Source organism: Shewanella halifaxensis HAW-EB4, assembly GCF_000019185.1.
Taxonomy (GTDB): domain Bacteria; phylum Pseudomonadota; class Gammaproteobacteria; order Enterobacterales; family Shewanellaceae; genus Shewanella; species Shewanella halifaxensis.
Window position 1 is genome coordinate 3,142,012 of sequence record NC_010334.1, and the last position, 25,845, is coordinate 3,167,856.

Sequence of the window (25,845 nt, forward strand, 5' to 3'; positions counted from 1 at the left end):
TTAAAATGGTTACGGAAGACAACTGTATAGCCGGCAAAATCAGGCCCTCTGTTTTTGTCACAAATAGTACAGGTAAGTTAACTCAGTAAATAGTGCAGCTAAGTGAGCTCCTAATACTAAAGTTAATACTCAAGGACCACTAAAGTTGTCATCGCATTAGATGAATCACTATGTTCTTCTCGGAGAATGAGAAATTATGTCAGAAACAGTGAAAAACGAACAAATGGAAGACTCGGAAAAATCTTACCGAGAGCTTCACCGTCCAGCGTCTGAGTTTGAAACTCGTGAAGAGTACTTAGACAATGAACTAAAAATCATGAAGCCTAGACGTTGGGGCTTAAACCTCCCCGGTCGTGATTTCCGTTTTGAATGGGAAGATTTTGTCCCAGCTATCGCAGGTACTATTGGTATTACCGTAATGTACTCGGCCGTTATGGCAGCTTGGGCTGCGGGTCTTAGCGAAAGATGGGAACATGTTAACCTAGGAGCTGAGTTTGCAACTCAAGTTGTCCGCGTTGAAATGCTTATTCCTGCACTATTATTCTGTATTCTCAGCTCAGGCTTTTTTAACCCAAAAGCTAACTTAGCTGGTAACCATGGCCCGATGATCCCACTTATTGGTGCGATTGCCTTGGCTGGCGCTCACCCATTAGCTCTTGCGATCTTATTGGGAGTGTTCGGTTTAATATTAAGCTATGTAAAAGGTGGTTCTCGCTTAGTCAACCTGACCAGCAGCGGGGTTGCAGGTGGTCTATTAGTCTTCCTTGGCTTTATGGGAGCTGAAGGCCAAATTAGTTCTCTATTTGATTGGGCTGGTAACCTGCAGTCTAAACACAACCTTGATTACAGCTTAGGTTACGTCGCCTTCTTTATCTTGCTTGCCAATGTGGTCTTATATGCCGTTTTAGCAAAAATTGGTAAGCGTTGGTTAGCCATTCCACTGTGCTCTATTGCTGCAGTAGCAATGGCTTTCGGCTTAGGTGCTGGCCTAGATCTACAATTTGTAACTGAGCCTGGCATTCCGAACCTTAACCCTGTGTACTGGTGGGGTTCAACTGAGCAAGGTTGGCAGTTAGGCTTACCTAACCTAGAGCACTTCATTGCTTCTCTACCTTTTGCGATCTTGGCTGTTGCTATGTGGTCTCCTGACTTCTTAGGCCACCGTATCTTCCAAGAGCTTAACTACCCTAAAGGCGCAGAAAAGGTATTAATGGACGTTGATGACACTATGACGACCTGTTCATTGCGTCAAATCGTTGGTACAGCTGTGGGTGGCGGTAACATTACGTCATCTTGGGGAACTTATATGATACCTGCTGCAACGGCAAAACGTCCGATCCCTGCGGGTGCCATTTTACTGGGTATCTTGTGTATCGTCGTCGCTATTATTGGCTATCCTATGGATATCGCTGTATGGCAACCAGTAATGTCTATCGCACTACTTGTTGGCGTATTCTTGCCTCTACTTGAAGCGGGTATGCAGATGGTGAAGGACACTAAGAGCAGCCAATCTGCCGGTATCTGTATTTTTGCCGCTTTTGTTGCCAACCCTGTACTGGCTTGGGCATTAACTATGTTCCTAGACAATAACGGACTGATCGGTGACGAAGAGCGTGCTAAAACACTATCTGTGGTTGATCGTATCGTTATTCCTGGTCTTGCCTTTGTGATCTGTTTAGCTGCTATGCTTGCAGTGGGTATGATCCCAGGTATCCCAGCTCTTTTATAAAAGAGATAGCGAGAAGAGTGACTCTTCTCGCTGCCTAACACTAACATCAACTTTCCGATAAATGATAAGCAACGGCATATAAAGAACATTGTCCATTAAACGGCTATCAAACACCTTATCGAGTGGTTGTTGGTGAGTTTGCTCAAATGTTTAAATGATGCAGCCTTATTTAGTTATCGCTGTTCCAATAACTGACGTTAGTGTTAGACCAAAATATTATTTTGGTTAAAAATTGATGCATGGACGACAATTTTTAAAATTAGCAGACCAAACAAAGCGTATTAAGATGCAGCTTATCTCTGCTTATGTTAATATACTTCCGGTAAATTGGTCTTACCAATTTGCTAATTACCGATAGCCGATATTCATCGTAAACGGATCATTTTTCATATCGGTATCAAATGGACAGAACATTCCGAGAGATAAAACTCGGAAACCAGTTCCCTCAGCAGATATATCTTGTGGGAGCTTTTTAAGACTTAACTATTGGTGTATCGCGCGCCTCATTTTTGAGCCAATATCGATACCCAATAACCTTATCTCAAACAGAAGGTAATAGTACGATGACCGAAAAAACTGAACAGTTTGCAACCGCGTGGGAAGGTTTCACCGCTGGCGATTGGAAAACTGAAGTCAATGTGCGTGACTTTATTCAAGCTAACTACACTCCTTATGAAGGCGACGAGTCTTTCCTTGCCGGTGCTACTGAAGCAACGACCGAACTTTGGGACAAAGTTATGGTTGGCGTTAAGGAAGAGAACCGCACTCACGCTCCTGTAGATTTTGATACATCTCGCGTATCAACAATCACTTCTCACGAAGCTGGTTACATTACTAAAGATTTAGAAACTATCGTTGGTCTGCAAACAGAAGCTCCGCTTAAGCGCGCTATGTTGCCAAACGGTGGTATTCGTATGGTTGAAAGTTCTTGCGCTGCATACGGCCGTGAACTAGACGCTGACGTAAAATACGTATTCTCAGAGCTACGTAAGACACACAACCAAGGTGTGTTTGATATCTACACTCCAGAAATCATGCGTTGTCGTAAGTCTGGCGTATTGACTGGTTTACCAGATGCATACGGCCGTGGTCGTATCATTGGTGACTACCGTCGTGTTGCGCTATACGGTATTGATTTCCTAATGGCGGACAAGTTTGCTCAGTTCACTTCTCTTCAGTCTGATTTCGAAACTGGCGAAAACTTGTCTTACACTATGCAACTTCGTGAAGAAATTGCTGAGCAGCACAAAGCACTAGGTCAAATGAAGAAGATGGCAGCAAGCTACGGCTTCGACATCTCTTTACCTGCGACTAACGCTAAAGAAGCGATCCAGTGGACTTACTTCGGCTACCTAGCTGCAGTTAAGAGCCAAAACGGTGCGGCTATGTCTTTAGGTCGTACTTCTAGCTTCCTAGATATCTTCATCGAACGCGATCTTAAGAATGGCACATTGACTGAGCAAGAAGCTCAAGAGATGGTTGACCATTTCGTAATGAAGCTACGTATGGTTCGTTTCCTACGTACTCCAGAATACGATGAGCTATTCTCTGGCGACCCAATCTGGGCTACAGAGTCTATCGCTGGTATGGGTCTTGACGGCCGTACACTAGTAACTAAGTCAAGCTTCCGTTTCTTGCACACTCTATACAACATGGGTCCTAGCCCAGAGCCAAACATCACGGTTCTATGGTCAGAGCAACTACCGCTAAACTTCAAGAAGTACGCGGCTAAAGTATCTATCGATACTAGCTCTATCCAATACGAAAACGATGACCTAATGCGTCCAGATTTCGAATCTGACGATTACGCTATCGCATGTTGTGTAAGCCCAATGATCGTGGGTAAGCACATGCAGTTCTTCGGCGCGCGTGCAAACCTTGCTAAGACAATGCTTTACGCAATCAACGGTGGTGTTGACGAGAAACTTAACGCTCAAATCGGTCCTAAGTCTGCGCCAATTACAGACGAAGTATTGAACTACGATGACGTTATGGCTCGTTTAGACACTATGATGGACTGGCTTGCTACACAATATGTGTCTGCACTAAATGCTATCCACTTCATGCACGACAAGTACTCTTATGAAGCAGCTCTTATGGCTCTTCATGACAGAGACGTACGTCGTACTATGGCATGTGGTATCGCAGGTCTTTCTATCACTGCTGACTCACTAGCTGCTATTAAGTACGCAACAGTTAAGCCAATCCGTGATGAAAACGGCATTGCTGTTGACTTCGACATCGAAGGCGACTATCCAAAGTTCGGTAACAACGACCCACGTGTTGACGATATTGCTACTGAATTAGTTGAGCGTTTCATGGCGAAGATCCGTGCTATGAAGATGTACCGTGATGCGATCCCAACACAGTCTATCTTAACCATTACTTCAAACGTAGTTTATGGTAAGAAGACAGGTAACACACCAGATGGTCGCCGCGCTGGTGCACCATTTGCTCCAGGTGCTAACCCAATGCACGGTCGTGATGAGAAAGGCGCAATTGCATCTTTAACATCTGTAGCTAAGCTACCATTTGCTCACGCACAAGACGGTATCTCTTACACATTCTCTATCGTACCTAACGCATTAGGTAAAGATGATGATGCTCGTAAGACAAACCTAGCTGCGCTTATGGATGGTTACTTCGCACACAACGATAACCGTGAAGGTGGTCAACACCTGAACGTTAACGTAATGAACCGTGAAATGCTTGAAGATGCTATTGTTAACCCAGATAAGTATCCACAGTTAACGATCCGTGTTTCTGGTTACGCAGTACGCTTTAACTCTCTAACGCCTGAGCAACAGCAAGACGTTATTACCCGTACCTTTACTAAAGGTCTGTAAGTTTAATTAAGTGTCGATTCGGCTGATGTAACGTCAAGCGTTCGTCAGCCTAACAGGAGTAAAAATGGCAGTTATCGGTCGGATTCATTCAATTGAATCTTTCGGAACAGTAGATGGTCCCGGTATCCGGTTTATCACCTTTATGCAGGGCTGCTTAATGCGCTGTTTATACTGCCATAACCGCGACACTTGGGACTTACACGGTGGTAAAGAAATGAAAGTCGATGACTTAATGAGTCAAATCATTAGTTATCGACCTTTTCTTGAAGCCAGTGGCGGTGGTGTTACCGCAAGTGGCGGAGAAGCGATATTACAAGCTGATTTCGTTGCTGAACTTTTCAAAGCGTGTAAAAAGGAAGGTATTCATACCTGCCTCGATACCAATGGCTTTGTTAGAAAGCACACACCAATTATCGATGAGTTACTCGATAATACAGATTTAGTGTTACTGGATATAAAACAGATTGATGATGCAAAGCATATCGTTCTGACCAATGTCAGTAACCACCGTACGCTACAGTTTGCAGAGTATTTGCATAAGCGTGGGCAAAAAACATGGATTCGATATGTGGTTGTTGGCGGATATACCGACGATATCCCATCAGCACAAGCGCTAGCCGAATTTATAAAACCTATGACTAATGTGGAAAAGGTTGAGTTACTCCCCTACCACGAGCTAGGTAAGCATAAATGGGAAGCGATGGGGGTGGACTATGAGCTTAATACGATCTCACCACCCAGCACCGAAACCATGGAACAGATTAAGAAAGTCTTTACTGATATGGGAATTAACGCGGTTTATTAACCGCGTGATTAAAGCAAGGACCTAAGCAAATAAGCTAGAGTTCTTCCCAATAACTGGCATCTAAGCGTTCAAAGGCCGCTTTTAATATTAGCGCCATATCGAAATAACACGCTTTAGCGCCTAGCGGCCGACAATTAACGCCCAATTGCATTAATTTAGTCGATAACTGGTTACCCCAGTCAAGTAAAGAGAGTGGTAAAGGATGGCGAGAACGCCAACCGAGCCAGAGTAAGCCTTGAATAGGCAAGCTGATAAAGAACAATGCGATGGTTATCGCTTGGGGCAGATAGCTCCAGCCATGCAAGTACAACTGACTCGCCGCAGCCAAAATAGCCAATAATGGCATTAACGGCAATGCCAGTTTAGTGGCTCGCATGACGCGATACTCAGGAAAGTAATAACTGAGTTGTCGAACCATAGGCCAGGTCTTCATATAACGACGACCTTCGCCCAATGTTTTGAGAACTTGAATGCTCAACGATGGCACCTATAAATAAAATTAACAGCCTAACTTTAGCATAAACACTCGGCCAGCCCCAAGGGCTACAGCAGAGTAAGACACAACTTTGCTCTTTTAAAGAGCATACTTTACGACTTCGGCTATAGTTGCCATATGAAGTTTTGTTATTAGGTGAGTCAAACGGCTTCACCATTTATTGCGAAAGGTTTAAACATGTCAAACAAACTGGTACTGGTGCTTAACTGTGGTAGTTCATCTCTAAAGTTTGCAGTAATTGATGCGATTTCTGGCGATGATCAAATTTCAGGTCTAGCTGAGTGTTTTGGTCTTGAAGATTCAAGAATCAAATGGAAAGTTAACGGCCAGAAGAGTGAAGCTAGCCTAGGTGCTTTTACCGCTCACAGAGAAGCTGTTGAATACATTGTTAACGACATTCTAGGTGCTCACCCAGAAATCGCTGCTGAGATCCAAGCAATTGGTCACCGCGTTGTTCACGGTGGTGAGAAATTCACTCACTCAGTAATTATTGACGAATCTGTTATTCACGGTATTGAAGATTGTGCAACTTTAGCACCACTTCATAACCCAGCACACCTTATCGGTATTCGTGCAGCACAAGCATCTTTCCCAGCTCTACCACAAGTTGCTGTGTTCGATACTGCGTTCCACCAAACTATGCCTGAGAAAGCGTATATCTACGCGCTTCCATACAAGCTATACCGTGAAAATGCTATCCGTCGCTATGGCATGCACGGTACTAGCCACCTATTCATCAGCCGCGAAGCTGCTGCTGCACTAGGAAAAGACGAAGCTGATACCAACATCATCTGTGCTCACCTAGGTAATGGCGCGTCTGTTACTGCGATTAAAGGCGGTAAGAGTGTTGATACTTCTATGGGTCTAACTCCTCTAGAAGGTTTGGTAATGGGTACACGTTGTGGTGACGTTGATCCTTCAGTTATCTTCCATCTAGTTAACCGTCTAGGTTACACATTGGATGAAGTTGAATCTGTACTGAACAAGCAAAGTGGTCTACTAGGTATTTCTGAACTAACTAACGATTGCCGTGGCATCGAAGAAGGTTTCGAAAACGGTCATAAAGGTGCGACATTAGCACTTGAGATCTTCTGTTACCGTCTAGCTAAGTACATCGCTTCTTACACTGTACCACTAGAGCGCCTTGACGCTGTAGTATTCACTGGTGGTATCGGTGAAAACTCTAACCTAATTCGTGAGAAAGTACTTAACTCTCTAGCTATCTTTAACTTCAACGTAGACGCCGAGCGTAACGCTGCAGCTCGTTTCGGTAATGGTGGCAAGATCACGACTGACGAAGGTACTGTTGCTATGGTTATCCCTACTAATGAAGAGTGGGTTATTGCGCAAGACGCAATCGAGCTAATCAAGTAACTAAAGTATACAATTAAAGCAGCTAATACATGGTATTAGCTGCTGTTGGTGCAATTTAGTTTTCAGTCATACTTTGTATGACATTATCGAGTTTTAAGAGGTCATTATGTCTCGTAACATTATGCTCATTCCTGTGGGTACCGGAGTTGGTTTAACATCCATCAGTTTAGGTATGGTACGTGCACTTGAACGCCACGGCGTTAAAGTTCGCTTTTTCAAGCCTATCGCTCAGCAACGTCCAAATGACAACGGCCCAGAGCGTTCAACAACGATTTTGAGCAAGTCTCCTACCGTTAATCCACTCGAGCCATTCGAGATGGAGCACGCTGAGAAGCTTATTCGTGCAGACCAAACTGATGTGTTGATGGAGCAGATCATTGCTCGTGCAACAGAATGTGCTGATGATACAGAAACGTTGATCGTCGAAGGCTTAGTCCAGACTCGTAATCATCCTTTCTCAAGCGATGTAAACCATGCTATCGCAAAGGCACTTGATGCTGACATTATTTTTGTTGCCACTCCAGGTAACGAAAGTGCTACAGCATTGATGAACCGCCTAGAGATTTCTCATAACTCTTGGGGTGGATCTGAAAACAAACGTTTAATTGGTGCAATCGTCAACAAGATTGGCGCACCGGTTGATGACGAAGGTCGTGCACGTCCAGATCTATCAGAAGTATTTGATCATGATGAAATGCAACGTCCAGATGCTGCAAGCATGTTCCAACTTCCTGGCAAGAGCCCACTTCGTATTTTAGGTAGCGTGCCTTACAACTTAGATTTGGTTGCACCACGTGCGTCAGATCTTGCTAAGCACTTAAGCGCTAAAATCATCAACGCCGGTGAGATGAACACTCGCCGTATGCGTAAAGTGACTTTCTGTGCTCGCAGTATTCCGAATATGGTTACCCATATTAAAACTGATTCACTACTTGTGACTTCAGGCGATCGCTCTGATGTTATCGTTTCGGCCTGTCTTGCATCAATGAACGGCGTAAAAGTCGGTGCCTTGCTACTTACTGGTGGTTATGAGCCAGAGCCACAGATCATGGAGCTTTGTGAGCAAGCATTCGAAACGGGTCTACCTGTTTTCTTAATCGATACTAACACTTGGCAGACTGCGCTAAACATCCAGCGTTTTGACCATGAAGTGCCTGTTGATGACGCTGTACGTATTGAACTCGTTCAAGAGTTTGTTGCTAGCCACATCGATCAGAACTGGGTTGAAAGCATCACTAAAAACTCACCTCGTGAACACCGTTTATCACCACCTGCATTCCGTTACAAGCTAACTGAACTTGCTCGTGCGGCGCGTAAGACTGTTGTATTACCTGAAGGTGACGAGCCAAGAACCATCGAAGCCGCTGCCATCTGTGCTGAACGTGGCATTGCACGTTGCGTACTATTAGGTAACCGCGAAGAGATTGAGCGTATCGCAACACAACAAGGTGTAGTGCTAGGCGATGGCGTTGAAATTATCGACCCAGAAACATCACGTAGCCGTTATGTTGAGGCGATGGTTGAACTACGTCGCGGTAAAGGTCTAACTGAAGTTGTTGCCAGAGAGCAACTTGAAGACAACATGGTACTAGGTACTATGATGCTAGCTCAAGGCGAAGTTGACGGTATCGTATCGGGTGCGGTAAACACCACTGCGAATACAATTCGTCCACCACTACAGTTGATTAAGACTGCACCAGGTTCAAACTTAGTGTCTTCTATCTTCTTCATGCTAATGCCTGATCAAGTTTATATCTACGGTGACTGTGCGATTAATCCAGATCCAAATGCTGAGCAGCTAGCCGATATCGCGATTCAATCTGCAGAATCTGCAATTGCATTCGGTATCGAGCCACGCGTAGCGATGATCAGTTACTCGACTGGTAGTTCAGGTACAGGTTCTGACGTAGATAAGGTTCGTGAAGCTACACGCATCGCGAAAGAGAAGCGTCCAGATCTTATCATCGACGGTCCTCTTCAGTATGACGCAGCGGTAATGCCAAACGTTGCTCGCTCAAAAGCGCCTGACAGCCCAGTTGCTGGTCAAGCGACTGTATTCGTATTCCCAGATCTAAACACGGGTAACACGACATACAAAGCGGTACAGCGTAGTGCTGACTTGATCTCTATTGGCCCAATGCTTCAAGGTATGCGTAAGCCAGTAAACGATCTATCTCGTGGTGCATTAGTTGACGATATCGTTTACACGATCGCACTAACTGCAATCCAAGCGGCACAGAACGAAAAAGCTTAATTAGCTTTGACTAACCCATTATAAAAGCCTGCATCTGCAGGCTTTTTTGTATCTATCGCAAACTAGTCCGCTTACTTATAGATTGGACTGTCATAATGGTAGCCTTCATCGGTATACGCTGTGACAATCGCATCATCCACTAAACCTGTTTCGGCTTGGACTTGGGTTTCAAAAAAGTGCTGAATTTGCTTTCTGGTTCCGTGTGCCGCCCACGCCTCAGCGTTCTCCCAGATTTCATTAAATACAATCGGGTAATCATTACCTGTCGCACTCGGATGACTGATTTGGCGGGTCAACATATATTGAATACAGCCCTGCTCTCGATATGAGTCTGGCTCAAGCGCCTTAAGCACTTCAAACAGCTCCTCTTCTTTGCCCTCTTTAGGTTTAAACTGAGCTAAAACGTATACGCGACTCGTCATAAGTTCTCCTTTGTGTTCGAACAATCGATAATAGATTAAGTTCAATCGATAATAGCAGGTAAGCCGCTTAAAAATGGCAAGTCACGCAAAAATAGAGCCGTTAGCTTACGCGACAAGAGACTTCCGGCAATAGTATTATTGCCTACTAACGATTCAAACTAGTCAGCTAAACGAATGCTATTAGGAAGGCAATAATCAAGGTTTAATGTCACTTATCAACAAGTGCACGGCAAATGTTCGCTGGATCTTTAAAAAGCATGATGCCGAAGGGATAAGGAGTATATATTTGCGAGGGAAACTCAGTTGCAAAGGAATGACTCAAAAAACAACCAGCTAATTTACTGCTTAAATATGAACAACTTAAGCAAGTTAAAAATAGTCTTCAACATAGTTGTCCACAGATTCTGTGGATAACCTATTTATGTCATCTCTACAGATATGCCTCAGATCTTTAGCGAGGTCAAGCTTTTCTCGCGATCCTTTATGAAATTCTTGCGTTAATGCTTAAGAATCGTAATACTGCACAAAATTCTTCACCTCTTTATGCCATGATTAAAGCTATACTTTTTGCCAGCGCAGTATTTGGACTTATAGCCTGTAGCCCCTCAGAACAACATAGTGACGACTCAAGCATTTCAGCCCCCCTTTCCCTTAGGACGCCGGAGTTAACGTCACTTGGCTTCTTGAGTGCTATTTACGTCGATAGAAATGTGGACAAAGCCAAGTTATATGTCGATGAGCCACTTAAAGAGATCTTAAGCCACTATTATATTGCAGCTTCGGTACAGCGTAATATGTTGAACTTGTCGATGACAGATGTTGAGCTTGAGGTCGATGAAGTCGACATCGATTTCTTTCGAAAATTCACCGATGATGTAACGGTTATTATTAAGATTAAAGGGCTGCGTGGTGGACAGCAATGGATTGATGATCGAACCCTACGCCTACATAAACGCAATGGTAACTGGATTATCGTGGAGATCATGCCAGAAAAACGTCAAGTGAATGGCTAACTAACATCAGTTTCCAGATCCGCTGTTTAGCTAGCCCAAACAAAAATAGCAACCTAGTGGTTGCTATTTTATTTTTAAAGCTTAGTGATGGGCTTTAAATGATTTTCCTTAATCTAAAAACGCTTCTTCATCTATCTCAACTGGAAGAGACTCTAACATCTCGTCTTGTAGTTGATAATACGCGCCTTCGTATTCCTGAATTTCCATAACGACTCCGGATCTCTGATTAAGGTGTAGGGACAAAGGCATGTCATCAATAGTGTGACATTTTGCCTTTTTTAAAACATGCCAATTACGCATCGTTTCTAATGGCGATTATAACAGCTTTAAGATATGACTTACAAAAAACTTTCACAACTGAAGGTAAAAAGCAGCCAAACATCACAAAAATGTAGCCAAAAACTTATAAACAGGAAACTCAACATGAAAGAATTACAACTTTTAATTCAAAAATGAGCTTAGCAGCAATTTTTATACGCCCAAAAAATATACCTAGAGGGTATGGCCTAATATTAGCTTGAAGCGGCTCATTTACTAACGTTGGCGCATAAAAAAGGCCAAACACTGGGTTTGGCCTTTTTTATATCAATCTACTGGTTAAGATTTTTGATAACGTAGCACTTTTAGAGCTTTGTTAGGATCGATATCTTCAAAAACTGCAGGATTTTCTAGCTGCTCACAAAATACCAAACTTGGGCTGTACTCTTTTACCTGATTCATTAGAAACTCTATGCTTAACTCTGGAGCGTTTAAGCAAAGCAGCATGTCACCGTCATCCGCCAAAAGCTCTGGTAGTCGCTTTAACAAACGAGCATAATCTTTAGTAGCAACAAAACTGCCCTTTTGATTACTAGGCGGATCGGCGATGATCAAGTCATATGGGCCAAGTTTAGTGAGCTTACCCCATGACTTAAAGATATCATGCCCCAGAAAACGCGCGCCGACTTTGAAATCATTGAGTAGATGATTTTGCTTACCAATCGACAATGCACCTTTACTCATATCGATGTTAACCACTTCATCCGCCTTTCCCTGCAGCGCAGCTATAGAGAAACCACAAGTATAAGCAAACAGATTTAATACTTTCTTGTGTGCACTGTGTTCACGTACCCATTGACGGCCATTGCGCATATCGAGAAACAAACCATGGTTTTGACCGCGCAACAGATGCACTTGAAAACATGCACCATTTTCAGTGACTATGTGCTTCTCTGGTACTTCACCTTTAATGATCTCGGTGTGAGTCTCACCACCACGGCGGTATTGAAACACAAGATTAAGAGGCTCATCGCCCTTTAGCTCAACCCAGCGTTGCTCAATGGCTGCACATAAGCTGTCTAGCTCATCGCTTTCTAACACTTTAAAACTGGTTAACAGTAGCACCGGTGAAAACCAATCGAGACAAAGATGTTCACAGCCTTGAAAACGCCCTCCTCGACCATGAAATAGCCGTCCGACATCTTCTGATAACTCTATTTGCTTTACTGCTTCAATAAATAACTGCATCAAACTCACTTTTCTCTATTCTTTAACTCTGAACTCTCTAACGGAGAGTTCTCTATCTGAGAGTTTTCTAACTCAGCGCTTTCTTCCTGAGCAGAGGCGGCTGATTTAGCCACTTGCAGCTGCTCTTCAGAGACATCATCCCCAAGCAAAACAGCTAGCCAACGACCACCAGAGCTAGACTCTAGGGCTATCTTCACGATCATGGTTAGTGGCACCGATAGCAACATCCCCACAGAGCCTAACAACCAGCCCCAGAAGATTAACGATAAAAACACCACTAAGGTCGATAAACCTAAGCCTTTGCCCATATATCTAGGCTCAATGGCATTCCCCATAATTGTATTTGTGCCTAAATACAGCAGTGCGACTCCACCAGCGGCGCCAGGGCCTAATTGAATAAACGCCAGTAGTACAGAGGGGATGGCCGCAATAATCGAACCGATATTTGGAATATAGTTAAACAGGAATGCGATAACACCCCATAACAAGGCATAATCTACGCCGATAAAGTACAAACCTACACCGATAATCAAGCCAGTACCTAAGCTGACGAGTGTCTTGATCACCATATATTGGTTTACCGAATTCAAGAAACGGTCTACCTGCTTTAAGCGCATATCAGGATCATCTAACGCTAAATGCATCTTGGTCGAAAAACCATTGGACTCAAACAACATAAACACCACGGTCAAGATGATTAAGAACAGGTTCGCCATCACGCTCCCCACGCCTGACAACATATTCGTGGTCATCGACAGTGCCACACCAGGGTCGAAGTAGGCCAAGATCTGCTCTTTAGAGATCTGAATATTAAACGCGGCGAGCTTCTCAACAACCCATGAGAACTGCTCGATCAACTGGTCGCGATAAAATGGCAACTGTTTAGAGAACTCATTAATCGAGGTGCCAACCACCGAGGCTAACCATAGTCCCATCATCACGATAAAGACCATCAACAGCAGCACAGCTAAACCACGTGGTGCACGATGACGGGTCATCCAGCTAATCATCGGATTACAGATCACGGCGATAAATACCGACAGCACAAAAGGCACGACAATCGGGCTCGCCGCCTTAATGCCCGCTAAAATAACAATGATAAACGCCGAAATAGCAAAGCCTTTAAATGCTACGCCTTGATTCTCAAATCGTCTCATTACAATAAAATCCTTCTTGATTCACTATAATATTGATAGGGTTATATAAACTGCTTCTAACATACACTATAAGGACATCGTTATTTATGAAACCAGAAATCGCCGTGATCCGAATTAAAAACCTTAGGCTACGTACCTACATTGGGATTAAGGAAGACGAAATACAAAATAAGCAAGATGTCACCATAAATACCGTTATTCACTATTGTGCGGATAAGGCTAGAAACAGCGACAATATGGATGATGCTCTGAATTATCGCACGATTACCAAAAAGATCATTGCTTTAGTTGAAAACAACCGCTTTTCTTTACTTGAGAACCTCACTAGCCAAGTTTTACAGATCGCCAGTGAACACCCGTGGGTCGATTTTGCCAAGGTCGAAATCGACAAGCCACACGCGCTGCGCTTTGCAGATTCAGTCTCTCTTGAGCTATGTTACCAAAAAGCATCGCTATAGTAGCTATAATCTATATAGCAGGTAGGTATACCTTTTAATCTAATTTAACAACATCTATTTGAGCCTATGAATATATTAATGACTGGCGCCAGTGGATTTATCGGTAAGCAACTGGTCAGCGCCTTAGAACCTCAACATCAGTTAACTATCCTCAGCCGCGATCCCCAGCGCTCTGCCATTATACTAGGCGCTAAGCATGACTATTTAAGTTCATTAGATGAACTTAAAGACTTAGATAGTTTTGATGCCATTATCAATCTGGCAGGTGAGCCTATTGCGGAAAAACTCTGGAGCGGACAGAAAAAACTCGATATTTGCCAAAGCCGCTGGAATATAACCGAACAACTCACAAAGCTTATCGAAACCAGTGCCACTCCTCCACATACCTTTATCAGTGCCTCTGCGGTGGGTTATTACGGTAATCAAGGCCAAACCCCTGTCGATGAGAGCTATCAAGTCAGCAATGCCAATTTAGCCGAATTTACTCATCAAGTATGTCAACGCTGGGAGGATGGCGCATTAAAAGCAAACGGTGAACAGACTCGCGTCTGTATTATCCGAATTGGACTCGTTCTCGGTAGCACTGGCGGCGCCTTGGCTAAAATGTTACCTGCGTTTAGATTGGGGCTTGGCGGGCCGATTGCTAACGGAGAGCAAGGTATGAGCTGGATCCACCAATCAGACCTAGTTCAGCTTTTCGCGCATTTACTCAATAACCCTGATTGCAACGGTATCTATAATGGTTGCGCCCCAACCCCTGTAAGTAACAAAGTGTTTACCCGAACACTTGGGCATACGTTAAATCGCCCCGCCTTTATTCCTGTACCGGCTTTCGTATTAAGGGTTGCTCTGGGTGAGATGTCTTGCCTATTAATAGAAGGGCAATATGTGATGCCTAAACGCACCTTAGACTCAGGGTTTGTATTCCAATACTCTGAGCTTGAAGGTGCACTAAAACAGCTGCTGACTTAGTCTTCGCTTATCTGCAACTTACCTGCAGCATAAGCAGTTAACTTTATAAAAAGGGATAGCTAAACTATCCCTATACATTGGCGTTTCATCCACTTTAGTGGCCTTTAAGTAGCTCACCACACGACTTATTCAGTAGCTGCCTGCAGCGCCAAATGCCGAGCAACGCCACAATTAAACCACCACATAACGGCGCTATCCCCCACCAAGGCCAATGCATGTAGACATTAAGCTCAAACACCTGAGTCTTTAGCAGGTAAAGCGTGAACTCCGCCACTATCACGGCCAATATACCTGCAATGGTCCCTAACAGGGCAAACTCAAGTCCGGTTGCCGCTCGCAGTAACCATCCCGATGCGCCAAAGGTGCGCAATACCGCGAGCTCTCTTTGCCTCGTTGCCATGCCCGCTTCGGTCTGAGCTATCATCACCAGAGCACTCGCCAATAACACCAATATCAATACGAGTGTCAGTGACAAGGACACTTGGTCGATAATCTGCCTCAGCTGACTCACCATAGCGCCGACATCGATAATGGATACGGTAGGAAACTGCTTAATCAAATCCAAAATCAACCCTCGTTGAGAGTCTGCAAGGTGAAAACTCGACATCGAGGTATAAGCAAACGGTGCCAATGCTTCTTTAGTAAAAATCATAAAGAAATTAGGCTGCAGCGTTTCCCAATGTACCGCACGAATACTGGTCACCTTAACCGTAAGCGGTTGATTATCTATGGTGTAAGTTAAGCTATCACCTATCGATACCCCTAAGCGCTCGGCAACTCCTGATTCCACCGATACATCGAGTGTATCTTGATTAAATTCGCCCTCTAAGATCTCATTATTGGGTGGCAAGCTCGCTTGATAGGTTAAGTTGAGCTCACGAGAGATCCCAACTCTCCCTTCACTCCCCTCTTGCTTTTGCGCGTTAGAGATCAACTCCTCACCATTAATCTCAGTTAAACGACCGCGCACCACAGGATAGATAATGGGTGATGTTTTAAGGTGAGGCGCCAAGAAATCACTAATGATTTGCGTTTCTTCTGGTGCAATATTGACTAAGAAGTAGTTAGGTGAGTTTTCGGGTAATTGCTTTTGCCACTCCTGCAACAAATCTTGTCTAAGCGCCAGAATCGTTAATAACAATACCAAGGCGCTACTGAAACCAACAAGCTGCACCGCATTTTGCTTGGCTCTGCGCCTAAGACCAGCGAGCGCCAGCTGTAGCGGATTGGTGGTTTTCATCCCAACACTGTGACCTAAACGGATCATAAAAAAGCCCAGCACACTCAGTAAGGCTCCCAGCAGCAATACGGCAGCCACGACGGTTAAGGTTAGCGCTAAGCTTTGAGAGTAGAGATAGCCCAGCAGCGCCATCGCACCTAAGCTTAAAATAAGGTGTAGCCACATCCCCAGCTGCAAGCCTTCAAGTTGACGCTGTAGTACCCGAAGAGGTGGAATCGCCAATAGACGCATTAGCGGATAAGCCGAGAACATAAAAGCACTAATAAAGCCTGTCGCTATACCTAACATGATTGGCCGACCAATCGGTGGGGTATAAGCGGCAATCTCTATCGGTAGAAATGCTGTGATCCCTCTATCTAAGGCAAAACCACCGAGCAAACCAAGCAGTACGCCAACGGTGGTAACCAGCAGCAGATGAGTGCCAAATAACACTCTGATCTGTTTTGCCGATGCACCAAAGGTTTTCAGCATAGCCACCACATCATAATGACGCTGGCAATATCGCTGCGCCGCAATACCAATGGCCGCACAGGCGAGCGCTATGCCTAATAGGCTGGCTAATAGTAAGAATCGCTCGGCACGCTGTACCGCTGCCGCGATTGGCGAGTCCCCCGACTGCACATCGACCCAACGCTGACTGGTGTTGAGTAGTGGCTTTGCTTGCTGCTCAAATGCACTGAGCTGACGACTATTACCTGTAAACTGGTATCGATAGGTCACGCGACTACCCGGCTGGATAACTTGCGTCTTAGCAACATCTTCGATGCGCATCAGTACAACAGGGGATGACGCAAACGGGTTAAATCCCGCATCAGGCAGGCGGATAATTTCCTTGGACAAATTAAAATTAGCATTACCCAGTTCTATCTGCTCCGGATAACCTAACAGGCCACCGAGCCGCGTTTCAAACCAGATGTTGTCAGCCAGAGGCAAGCCTTGGGCTTTGCCGCCACTCAGCTCAATATCGCCCTTGAGTGGATAACCTTGCTCAACGGCCCTTACAGTCACGAGCTGAAAGGCATCCCCAGCATAGACCATGGAGTTGAACTGCATGCTGCCAACGCGAGCTAAACCTAACTTATCAGCCAAGGTTAATATTTGCGGATCAATTTTGGCCGGTGAGTCAATGATGCGGTCTGCGGCGATAAATGTTGACGCTTGACCATTAATGGCTAACTGCAAGCGCTCACTCACGCTAGCAAGACCCGTTACCGATAAAACAGCCAAAGTAATGGCGAGAATAATCAGCAATAACTGCCCTTGATGCAACTCTCTTTTAAACAGTCGCCAGGCTAAACTTAGCTCCATGCGCTTGCCTCATCGACGATATCACTTTTGTGCTTTTCGCTCTGTTTTTCGCTCAAATAGCCTGAGTCCATAATGAACTGTCTCTGGCAACGACTCGCAAGCGTCATATCGTGGGTCACGAGTACCAAGGTCGTGTCACTTTCACGGTTAAGCTCAAACAACATGTCAGCAATCTTATCGCTATTCGCCGAATCTAGATTTCCCGTTGGTTCATCGGCAAACAGCACTTTAGGTTCACAGATAAAGGCTCTGGCAATCGCCACTCTTTGTTGCTCACCGCCCGATAGCTGATTCGGGAAATGAGTTAAACGATGACTTAGTCCCACTCGCACTAGCATCGCCTCGGCCTTCTCTTTGGCCTTAGCAACGCCGGCAAGCTCTGCTGGCAGCATGACGTTCTCCAGCGCATTTAAGGTATCGACCAACATGAAAGATTGAAAAATGAAGCTAACTTTTTGTTTACGTAGGGATGCCTTACTCTCTTCATTGAGATCTTCTAGGGCAACACCATCGAGTTTTATCGAACCGCTAGTGGGTGAATCTAATGCTGCGAGCAAGCCAAGTAAGGTTGACTTACCCGAACCCGATGGCCCAAGAATAGCCACACTCTGTCCATGCTTGACATCCATATTAATGCCGTTGAGGATAGTCAGTTCTCCCTCTTGAGTAACAACTGATTTAATTAGGTGACTTACGGTTATGGCGCTATTTTCAGACATAGAATCCTTCTCAGGCTTTAAGAGCCGTCTCGGCGGCTTGGTTTTATTATTGGTTTTCAGCAGTTTTCCACTGAGTGCTGCCCCTATATTAATCCTAGGTGATAGCCTAAGTGCAAGTTATGGCATGCCCGAAGATCAGGGATGGGTGCAATTATTACGTGAAAAGATGCCGGATCACAGCATTATAAATGGCTCTGTGAGTGGAGAGACTTCAGCAGGTGGTCTACGTAGACTCCCCGCGCTACTTGAATCTGCTCAACCTGAACTGTTATTAATTGAACTTGGCGGTAACGATGGACTACGTGGTTTTCCACCCAAGCAGCTGAAAACAAATCTTACAAAAATTATCGAGCTTGCTAAGGCACAGCAGGTCACGATTTTGCTCAGCGAAATTATGGTTCCCCCTAATTATGGACCAAGGTATGCGTCACAAATAAGTACCGTCTATAAAGAGCTAGCGACTGAACACGAAGTGACTCTGATGCCATTTTTTATGGAGCAGATTGCTATAGACCCCTCCTTAATGCAGCGAGATGGCATCCACCCCAATCAAAAAGCACAACCAGCCATTGCAGAGTTTATGTTGCCATGGCTTAAACAGGCTTTATAATCACCCATAAGTCATTGCACGACCTAGCATTAAACAGTAAATTTTGCCTTAAATTAAGCTGGCAAACTGCATAATAAAACCAGCCACAGGGTTAGTTATACCATTTCAAGGAGAGTTACATGGAAACCCATATGCGCTATTCACTTATTGCGGCGACTTGTTTTGCTGCCATCTGCTCCACCTCAGCAACTTCGGCAGAGCCTACCACACAAGTCAGCCCCATTGCTCCAAAGGAGCAATCGTTAAAGCCTGAACAGGTTTATCCTCCCGTCGATAGCAAGTATGACTGGTTGCAGCTGACCTCGTTAGAGCTGTTAAAGGGTGAGATTAAAAACCTTTATGATGACAAACTAGAGTTTGAGAGTGATGAGCTCGATACGGTGTTTATCGACTGGGAAGATGTGAAAGTGCTACAAAGTAGCGGCATCGTCAGTATAGGCTTTACCGACCTAAGCACCAAAACCGGCCATTTATTGGTTGAAAATGGTAAGTCTTATATTGATGGTGAAGAGTTTGATAACTCACAAATTATGACCATTATTGCGGGCGATCAATCTGAAGCTAACTACTGGTCGAGTAAGATTACCTTAGGTGCTAACTTTCGCAGTGGTAATACAGACCAGCTCGATTACAGTGCCTTAGCCAAAACCATGCGCCGAACGACAGAGTCGCGCTTCAATCTTGATTATATCGGTAACTACTCTAAAACCGATGGTGAAAATCGCATCAATAATCACCGTATCAACACTAACTTTGACTGGTTTATCTCCAAGCAGTTCTACTTAAGACCAGTGTTTGCCGAGATCTATAAAGATCCCTTCTCAAACATCGATTACAGAGTCACACTCGGTTCAGGTCTCGGTTACAACATCATAGATAATTCAAAAACCGAATGGAGTATCAGTGGCGGTCCTGCATATACCTACACTCGATTCAACGAAGTTGTAGACGGTGAAGAGATTGACGATGGTAGTGCCGCAATGGTGATAGAAACGGTTTATGACACCGAGATCACCAGTGATATCGACTTCAATACGCTATATCGAATTCAATATGGTAATGAGAAATCGGGTGGCTATACCCACCATGCGATTGCCACATTAGAGATTGAGCTAACCAGCATGTTTGACTTAGATTTGTCATTCGTTTGGGACCGCATTAACAATCCACAGCCCGACTCGAACAACTTTATTCCTAAACGGGACGATTACCAGTTTATTATCGGTTTTGGTATCGATATCTAACCGCTAGCATTACCACTACTAGCCAAATTAATTAAAATCCCTGCCATCATATATGGTAGGGATTTTTCATTAATCAGCCTCTTCTAACTTAAAATTATCTCTGTCAATGCGGGTCAACCAGTTAACGCTCGACTCATTGATAGCCAAAGTAAAAAAATCAAAATTAAAGTATACCATCACCAGTTCTGTAAAATAATTGGATATCTTTCTGAATAGCACGCAATTCATACACGCGTTTTAACGTGAGCTTGTTCACATTAAGTTTCAAGTATTAAGCTTTACCCCAACGTTTAATCCCCTTCCGAAAACAGTTTTCACCTAGCATGTTAATAATTTGTTGTCCACATTTCACATTGCTTATCTTGTACGCCAGTGCAATCTAGTAATCGCATAATAAAAATAAATATTGGAGACGCTATGCTCAACAAGAAACCTTCATGGCTTATGCCTACCTTGATTGCCAGTGCTGTAGCAATAAGCCTTGGAGCTTGTTCATCAGACGATGACGAACCCAACGTAGTCGAAGAGGACACTGCCGTCGTTGCACCGACGCCAGAGCCCGGCCCCATCTTCCCTGATGGTGCCATCATGGTTGAAGACGGTGAAAACCTAACCATCCGCATCCAAGAAGCCTTAATCAACGCACAAAGCGGTGACGTTATCGTGCTACCCAAAGGTAACTTTGAGATCGAGTCAACACTACTTTTTGACGGTGATGTCGACGGTGACGGCAGTTACGCAAAAAACGTAACCATTATGGGTTATGGCATGGAAAAGACGGTTCTAGACTTCTCCAATGCTAACTCAGGCGATGGTATCTTTGTTCAGAATGCGCTCAATATTATTATTCAGGATATGTCGGTCAATGAAGCCAAAAACAACGGCATAAAGCTTAAAAATACCAATGGCATCATCCTACGTCGACTCGCTACCGTCTGGGAAGGTGAGCTAGATGAAGGCAACGGCGCTTACGGTCTCTACCCTGTTGAGTGTGAGAACATTCTAATTGAAGATACTTATGTGCGTGGTAGTGCCGATGCAGGTATTTATGTCGGCCAGTCTCAGTACATAGTGGTCCGTCGAAATATCGCCAAAGAAAACGTTGCCGGTATTGAAATTGAAAACTCAAAATATGCCGACGTGTATGACAACGAAGCCATGGGCAATACTGGTGGTATTTTGGTATTCGATCTACCTATCGGCAACCATAGATACGGCTCAAGCGTGCGTATCTTCAATAACAAAGTCTACGATAACAATACCAAAAACTTTGCTAACGCCTCTGCTAACCCGGCTGGTGTACATATCGTTCCACCAGGAACCGGTATGATTATTCTCTCTACCGATGATGTCGAGATCTTCAACAACGAGGTAACTAACCACGATACCATGGGGGTGACGATCTCAAGCTTCTTCATCGCTGAGCCCGATATCTCAACCTTTGTCGCCAACTATGGCCAACCGGGTCAGCCTATCGAAGATGGCTGGCGACCGACGCCGCGTAATATCTATCTACACGATAATGTGATTGAAGGCTATGGCCAGAAGCCAAACGGTTATCTTATCGATGACATCATCAAAGGTTATCTATTTACTCACGGTCAATTCCCTGGCGTGCTCTACGATGGTTTAGGTGAGTTACTCTCCAATAACGGTACCGCTGCTTATCTAGGCTTACAGGAGCTCCCTTTTGCAGCGGATGGCAGCGATAACATCTGTGCTAGCAACAACGGCGATGTCTCATTTGGTCGTTTGTACGCTAACGACAATACCGATATGGCGAGCCCCGAGTTCTTATTTGAGAAGACTCAAGTCGATATTATGGATTGCCAACAGGTGAGCCTTCCTGTTCATACCGTGACTTTTGGTGAGCAGATCTTCGGCTGTGGTGTTGATGACGAAACAGAAGGCTGTGATGGCGGCAACCTTGTTGGAGGCGGTGGTAGCATCGGCGAAGATGAAGCTGGACTTGATGGCGATGGGGATCTCAGTCTATGTAAGGCTGAAGGTTCAAATGCCTCTTGGGACGCGCTGCTTAAAGCGAACTGCCCTAACCTGTCTGACTACAACCTGTTCGCCGATATGAAGAACCCGACAGACGCACCAAATTCTGGCGGTATGCCTTACGATATGAATACCCAGCTGTTTACCGATTATTCGAGTAAATATCGCTATGTATTCGTACCAGAGGGTAAGAAAGCCAACTACTCAGAAAATGAATCGTTTGAGTTCCCTGTTGGTAGTGTCATTGTTAAGTCTTTCGCCCTACCTGCAGACACTAGCAAACGTGGAATAGCCAACGAAGAGCTGGTTGAAACGCGCCTATTGATCAAGCGTGCAACGGGTTGGACTGCACTGCCATATGTCTGGAATGCAGAAAAATCTGACGCCGTGTTGGCCAAAGCCGGTGCCATCCAAGGCAAGACTGTTATGCATAATGGTACAGACATGGATTTTGACTATATCGTTCCGAGCATGAACCAGTGTAAACAGTGTCACCAGTTAAAGGCCGATGCTGACAGCCCTGCTAAGTTCGCCCCTATTGGTACTAAGGCACGTAACCTCAATAAGGATTACACCTATAGCGATGGCGCCATGAATCAGCTACTCAAGTGGCAAGCAGCTGGTATATTGCAAGGCGTACCCGAGTTGGCTAGCGTTGATGCTGTTCCAGCCTTTAACGATGGTGATGAAGTCAATCTAGCTGCGATGTCTGATGCTGATCTGATGAAAACAGCTAAGGGGTACTTAGACATTAACTGCGCCCACTGTCACCGCCCTGAAGGTAACGCTTCAAATACTGGTTTAAAGCTAGAGTATTGGAGAGCTTACGATGAGGATGCAGGCTTATCACATGGTACCTGTAAGTCGCCAGTTGCCTATGGTGGTGGCTCACTTGGATTTGATATTGTGCCAGGTAGCCCTGAAGAGTCGATTCTGCACTTTAGAATGGAGTCGAATGATCCAGGTGACAGAATGCCAGAGATCGGCCGTAGCTTATCTCACGCCGAGGGTGTTGCCCTTATCAATGAGTGGATTAAGCGTCTGCCTCAAGCAAGCTGCTCTAACTAGCAAGCTGCGCTAAATAATGATGTGATGATATGAGAGCCTATCTAATGATTTAGCTAAGCACTCATCAATATAAAGGCCGGGGACTCCCGGCCTTTTTTCTAACAATAAAAACAGTCGTAGGTGATGTATGCGTAAACTAATTCTACTTATGCTACTGATGTCGTTAATTAGCTGTGGTGGCTCAGATGAACAAGCTGACATAGATGTGCTACCCGAAACACCTAGCGTTACACCCGACCCAACACCCGATCCCACACCAGACCCGGCTCCAAGCTCTGCCTGTGAAACCAATACCAGTGAGGTTAACTGGGACGCACTCATGAATGAAGACTGTGCCTTCTTGGCGCAATATGGCCTGTTTGTCGACCCCAGTATTCCGACAGCCTCTCCCATTGCACCAGGGCTCCCTTATCAACTATCGACTCAGCTTTTTTCTAACTATGCCAGTAAACACCGCTTCATCTTCATACCGGACGGGAAAAGCGTTAGCTATGATGCCACGGATACCTTCGATATGCCGGTAGGGACAGTACTCGTAAAAACCTTCTCATTGCCGTTTGATACTCAAGTTACTGGCGCGAATAATGAAGTACTAATTGAGACTCGGTTACTGATCCATAGAGCAGCAGGCTGGACGACCCTGCCCTATATCTGGCAAGACGGCGAAGCAAAACTGCACGTCGCTGGCAAAGAGATCCCCCATACTCTAAATCATAAAGGTGAGCGCCAAAGCTTCGATTACCACGTTCCAAGTAGAGCCGAATGCAAGCTCTGTCACCAAACCAGTGCCGACAGCAGTCGAATTGAGCCTATCGGCTTAAAAGCCCACCTACTTAATCGCCCTGTTGTTCACCAAGGAAGCGAGCTCAATCAATTGCAACTATGGCAGCAACTTGGATTACTTAACGGTCTACCCGTGCTTACTCAAGTTGGCAAGGCCTATGATATTTTTGATGAGTCGGCGCCATTAACTGCTAGGGCTAAAGGCTATTTAGATATTAATTGCGCCCATTGTCATAACCCACAAGGCTTCGCTAGCATATCAGGATTAAGGCTAGGATTTTATGTGGATCATACCAGCTTTGAATATGGCATTTGTAAACAGCCTCCCGGTTGGGACGGCGGCGCTAAGGGTCTGTCTTATGACATCATCCCGGGTGATGGTGAACACTCGATTCTGGTCTACAGGCAGGAGCTCAATGAGCCCAAAGACAGAATGCCTCCGATAGGCCGCAGTATTGCTCATACTGACGCTGTAGCCCTCATAGAGCAATGGATAGATGAGATGGCACCTGAACTTGGAAACTGTCAGCATTAGAACGGATCAGTGGTTAACTTAATATTACCACTCGCCTACTTGCTAGCAAGACTCTCAGTAAGTGGGCGATTTAAAAGGTGAAAGTGGCCAGGAGGATAGCCAATCCAATGCTTAAAGCTTTGCCTGAAATGACTAACATCACTAAAGCCCATTAGCTCTGAGATCTCATCTATCGAATAGTTACTGGTTAAGATCAAGTCAATGGCCTTTTGGCAGCGAACCTGATCCACCAGCTTTTGATAACTGGTATTGGCGTTAGCTAATTTTCGTCTTAGTGTTCTAGCGCTGATATTCTGTAACTCTGCCATCGATTCCATGCAAGCAAGCTCTGGTGCTTGCTGCCTTAATATCGTTAAAATCTCTGATATATAGGAATGTGAACTGACAATGCTGCAGCCAGCAACATCTTGCTCAAAAGAGTAAGTCACTGGCAGCGATAGATAACGATGATCAATCGACCACTCGAAGAACTCACTATTAAACCTAATATCGGCTCCAGACTGTACCGATAATAAGTCAACCGCTCTTGCTGGCTCAGCGAAAGAGATATGAGACACTTGGACAGCCTCCCCCGTTAACTCTTTAGCCACTGCCAGCAAGGAGCAAAGGCTATGCTGAAATTGGAAACTATAGTGTTCGGTATCGACTTTATTGGTATTTAGCCATCTCACATGTAAATGGCCATCATGATTACGCAGTAAAGTATCGGAAAAACTGCCGACAAGGTCAGGATTTGAAATTGCAAACTGTAGGCATTGTCCCAAGGTCTTAAATTGGGTTAAATGAGGCAGCAACACATCTAATGTGGCAACCCTATAACTGGATGCAACTTTGACGGCGGTTTCTGGATCCGGACTGAGTTCACGAAGATAGTTCATTGCATATTCAACCTGCCACACATAAACAAATTGACTGAGCGCTAGCTCCGCCTCGCCAATTCCTATGTCAGTATAGAGTCGTTCGACAACCTCACTCGCAAAGTGCAACTTGAGATAGCGAAACAGATTCTTTAATTCATAAGCAGGATAAGACTGATCCCCTACCCGAATATGTGGTTTATAGCTACAGGCCTGATGCATTGAGCTCTTCGATAAGTTGATCTGTATCAATATTTTTAACGGATCTAAATCTGAATTAACAGCCTTTTATTAAATTAAGCTTAAAAAACATCCTTGTTAAAAGGCCAGCTCGGTATCCATACCTCTCGTTCCAAAGCGTGATAACTTCGTTATCTTTCACCTTGTTTTCCATGGCTTCAGCCGTATCTGCACTGAGTAATTGGTGTACTAACTTAGGTCATAG

General features: G+C 44.7%; 19 protein-coding genes. 12 read left to right on the forward strand and 7 right to left on the reverse strand.

Annotated features, from left to right (window positions below; all coding sequences use genetic code 11):
- The first annotated feature begins 196 nt into the window (after nt 1-196).
- The 3 genes from SHAL_RS13475 to pflA all read left to right on the forward strand — a co-directional run bounded on the left by SHAL_RS13475 (nt 197) and on the right by pflA (nt 5,380).
- On the forward strand, nt 197-1,729 hold the full coding sequence (locus SHAL_RS13475) for a DUF3360 family protein (RefSeq protein WP_012277675.1): 1,533 nt from the start codon (nt 197-199) through the stop codon (nt 1,727-1,729).
- Between the two features lie 563 nt (nt 1,730-2,292).
- The gene (pflB, locus tag SHAL_RS13480; RefSeq protein ID WP_012277676.1) at nt 2,293-4,575 is read left to right on the forward strand and encodes a formate C-acetyltransferase; all 2,283 of its coding nucleotides are present in this window, start codon (nt 2,293-2,295) and stop codon (nt 4,573-4,575) included.
- Between the two features lie 64 nt (nt 4,576-4,639).
- On the forward strand, nt 4,640-5,380 hold the full coding sequence (gene pflA, locus SHAL_RS13485; RefSeq protein ID WP_012277677.1) for a pyruvate formate lyase 1-activating protein: 741 nt from the start codon (nt 4,640-4,642) through the stop codon (nt 5,378-5,380).
- A 34-nt stretch (nt 5,381-5,414) separates the two neighbouring features.
- Here pflA and yfbV read toward each other — a convergent pair whose 3' ends face one another.
- Nucleotides 5,415-5,858, reverse strand: coding sequence for a terminus macrodomain insulation protein YfbV (gene yfbV / locus SHAL_RS13490; protein ID WP_012277678.1), 444 nt, complete (start codon nt 5,856-5,858; stop codon nt 5,415-5,417).
- Nucleotides 5,859-6,053: 195 nt separating this feature from the next.
- Between yfbV and ackA the strand changes: the two genes are divergently transcribed.
- Both ackA and pta read left to right on the forward strand, forming a co-directional pair.
- Complete coding sequence (gene ackA / locus SHAL_RS13495; protein ID WP_012277679.1) at nt 6,054-7,250, forward strand: acetate kinase; 1,197 nt, start codon at nt 6,054-6,056, stop codon at nt 7,248-7,250.
- A 106-nt stretch (nt 7,251-7,356) separates the two neighbouring features.
- Entirely contained in the window at nt 7,357-9,504 is a 2,148-nt protein-coding gene (gene pta, locus SHAL_RS13500) for a phosphate acetyltransferase (RefSeq protein ID WP_012277680.1), read from the forward strand.
- A gap of 71 nt (nt 9,505-9,575) precedes the next feature.
- On the opposite strand, the gene SHAL_RS13505 is transcribed toward pta, so the two are convergent.
- Complete coding sequence (locus tag SHAL_RS13505) at nt 9,576-9,926, reverse strand: putative quinol monooxygenase (protein ID WP_012277681.1); 351 nt, start codon at nt 9,924-9,926, stop codon at nt 9,576-9,578.
- A 551-nt stretch (nt 9,927-10,477) separates the two neighbouring features.
- On the opposite strand from SHAL_RS13505, the gene SHAL_RS13510 reads away from it, so the two are divergent.
- Nucleotides 10,478-10,939 carry a hypothetical protein gene (locus SHAL_RS13510; RefSeq protein WP_041416442.1) on the forward strand — a complete coding sequence of 154 codons (462 nt, stop codon included), beginning with the start codon at nt 10,478-10,480 and terminating at the stop codon, nt 10,937-10,939.
- A 597-nt stretch (nt 10,940-11,536) separates the two neighbouring features.
- On the opposite strand, the gene SHAL_RS13520 is transcribed toward SHAL_RS13510, so the two are convergent.
- Nucleotides 11,537-12,445, reverse strand: a complete 909-nt coding sequence (locus tag SHAL_RS13520) for a class I SAM-dependent methyltransferase (protein WP_012277683.1) — start codon at nt 12,443-12,445, stop codon at nt 11,537-11,539.
- A 5-nt stretch (nt 12,446-12,450) separates the two neighbouring features.
- On the reverse strand, nt 12,451-13,602 hold the full coding sequence (locus SHAL_RS13525; protein ID WP_012277684.1) for an AI-2E family transporter: 1,152 nt from the start codon (nt 13,600-13,602) through the stop codon (nt 12,451-12,453).
- An 86-nt stretch (nt 13,603-13,688) separates the two neighbouring features.
- Here SHAL_RS13525 and folX point away from each other — a divergent pair, with 86 nt between their 5' ends.
- Both folX and SHAL_RS13535 read left to right on the forward strand, forming a co-directional pair.
- Entirely contained in the window at nt 13,689-14,060 is a 372-nt protein-coding gene (gene folX / locus SHAL_RS13530) for a dihydroneopterin triphosphate 2'-epimerase (RefSeq protein WP_012277685.1), read from the forward strand.
- 66 nt (nt 14,061-14,126) lie between these two features.
- Nucleotides 14,127-15,032 carry a TIGR01777 family oxidoreductase gene (locus SHAL_RS13535; RefSeq protein ID WP_012277686.1) on the forward strand — a complete coding sequence of 302 codons (906 nt, stop codon included), beginning with the start codon at nt 14,127-14,129 and terminating at the stop codon, nt 15,030-15,032.
- Between the two features lie 94 nt (nt 15,033-15,126).
- Here SHAL_RS13535 and SHAL_RS13540 read toward each other — a convergent pair whose 3' ends face one another.
- Both SHAL_RS13540 and SHAL_RS13545 read right to left on the reverse strand, forming a co-directional pair.
- The gene (locus SHAL_RS13540; RefSeq protein WP_012277687.1) at nt 15,127-17,580 is read right to left on the reverse strand and encodes an ABC transporter permease; all 2,454 of its coding nucleotides are present in this window, start codon (nt 17,578-17,580) and stop codon (nt 15,127-15,129) included.
- On the reverse strand, nt 17,571-18,299 hold the full coding sequence (locus tag SHAL_RS13545) for an ABC transporter ATP-binding protein (RefSeq protein ID WP_012277688.1): 729 nt from the start codon (nt 18,297-18,299) through the stop codon (nt 17,571-17,573). The genes SHAL_RS13540 and SHAL_RS13545 overlap by 10 nt, the downstream gene beginning before the upstream one ends.
- Here SHAL_RS13545 and SHAL_RS13550 point away from each other — a divergent pair.
- The 4 genes from SHAL_RS13550 (at nt 18,280) to SHAL_RS13565 (ending at nt 24,543) form a co-directional block, all read left to right on the forward strand.
- Complete coding sequence (locus SHAL_RS13550) at nt 18,280-18,909, forward strand: arylesterase (protein ID WP_049763883.1); 630 nt, start codon at nt 18,280-18,282, stop codon at nt 18,907-18,909. The two genes, SHAL_RS13545 and SHAL_RS13550, sit on opposite strands and share 20 nt — an antisense overlap.
- Nucleotides 18,910-19,028: 119 nt before the next feature.
- Nucleotides 19,029-20,153, forward strand: coding sequence for a DUF481 domain-containing protein (locus SHAL_RS13555; RefSeq protein WP_012277690.1), 1,125 nt, complete (start codon nt 19,029-19,031; stop codon nt 20,151-20,153).
- A gap of 417 nt (nt 20,154-20,570) precedes the next feature.
- A complete protein-coding gene (locus SHAL_RS13560; protein WP_012277691.1) occupies nt 20,571-23,225 on the forward strand; it encodes a parallel beta-helix domain-containing protein in 2,655 nt (884 codons plus the stop codon).
- Nucleotides 23,226-23,352: 127 nt separating this feature from the next.
- Entirely contained in the window at nt 23,353-24,543 is a 1,191-nt protein-coding gene (locus SHAL_RS13565) for an SO2930 family diheme c-type cytochrome (RefSeq protein ID WP_012277692.1), read from the forward strand.
- Between the two features lie 35 nt (nt 24,544-24,578).
- On the opposite strand, the gene SHAL_RS13570 is transcribed toward SHAL_RS13565, so the two are convergent.
- Entirely contained in the window at nt 24,579-25,622 is a 1,044-nt protein-coding gene (locus SHAL_RS13570; RefSeq protein WP_012277693.1) for an AraC family transcriptional regulator, read from the reverse strand.
- Nucleotides 25,623-25,845 lie beyond the last annotated feature (223 nt).

Coding starts and splice junctions, on each gene's coding strand:
- SHAL_RS13475 (WP_012277675.1), top strand. CDS start 197: ATGTCAGAAACAGTGAAAAACGAACAAATGGAAGACTCGGAAAAATCT.
- pflB (WP_012277676.1), top strand. CDS start 2,293: ATGACCGAAAAAACTGAACAGTTTGCAACCGCGTGGGAAGGTTTCACC.
- pflA (WP_012277677.1), top strand. CDS start 4,640: ATGGCAGTTATCGGTCGGATTCATTCAATTGAATCTTTCGGAACAGTA.
- ackA (WP_012277679.1), top strand. CDS start 6,054: ATGTCAAACAAACTGGTACTGGTGCTTAACTGTGGTAGTTCATCTCTA.
- pta (WP_012277680.1), top strand. CDS start 7,357: ATGTCTCGTAACATTATGCTCATTCCTGTGGGTACCGGAGTTGGTTTA.
- SHAL_RS13505 (WP_012277681.1), bottom strand. CDS start 9,926: ATGACGAGTCGCGTATACGTTTTAGCTCAGTTTAAACCTAAAGAGGGC.
- SHAL_RS13520 (WP_012277683.1), bottom strand. CDS start 12,445: ATGCAGTTATTTATTGAAGCAGTAAAGCAAATAGAGTTATCAGAAGAT.
- SHAL_RS13525 (WP_012277684.1), bottom strand. CDS start 13,602: ATGAGACGATTTGAGAATCAAGGCGTAGCATTTAAAGGCTTTGCTATT.
- folX (WP_012277685.1), top strand. CDS start 13,689: ATGAAACCAGAAATCGCCGTGATCCGAATTAAAAACCTTAGGCTACGT.
- SHAL_RS13535 (WP_012277686.1), top strand. CDS start 14,127: ATGAATATATTAATGACTGGCGCCAGTGGATTTATCGGTAAGCAACTG.
- SHAL_RS13540 (WP_012277687.1), bottom strand. CDS start 17,580: ATGGAGCTAAGTTTAGCCTGGCGACTGTTTAAAAGAGAGTTGCATCAA.
- SHAL_RS13550 (WP_049763883.1), top strand. CDS start 18,280: ATGGCGCTATTTTCAGACATAGAATCCTTCTCAGGCTTTAAGAGCCGT.
- SHAL_RS13545 (WP_012277688.1), bottom strand. CDS start 18,299: ATGTCTGAAAATAGCGCCATAACCGTAAGTCACCTAATTAAATCAGTT.
- SHAL_RS13555 (WP_012277690.1), top strand. CDS start 19,029: ATGGAAACCCATATGCGCTATTCACTTATTGCGGCGACTTGTTTTGCT.
- SHAL_RS13560 (WP_012277691.1), top strand. CDS start 20,571: ATGCTCAACAAGAAACCTTCATGGCTTATGCCTACCTTGATTGCCAGT.
- SHAL_RS13565 (WP_012277692.1), top strand. CDS start 23,353: ATGCGTAAACTAATTCTACTTATGCTACTGATGTCGTTAATTAGCTGT.
- SHAL_RS13570 (WP_012277693.1), bottom strand. CDS start 25,622: ATGCATCAGGCCTGTAGCTATAAACCACATATTCGGGTAGGGGATCAG.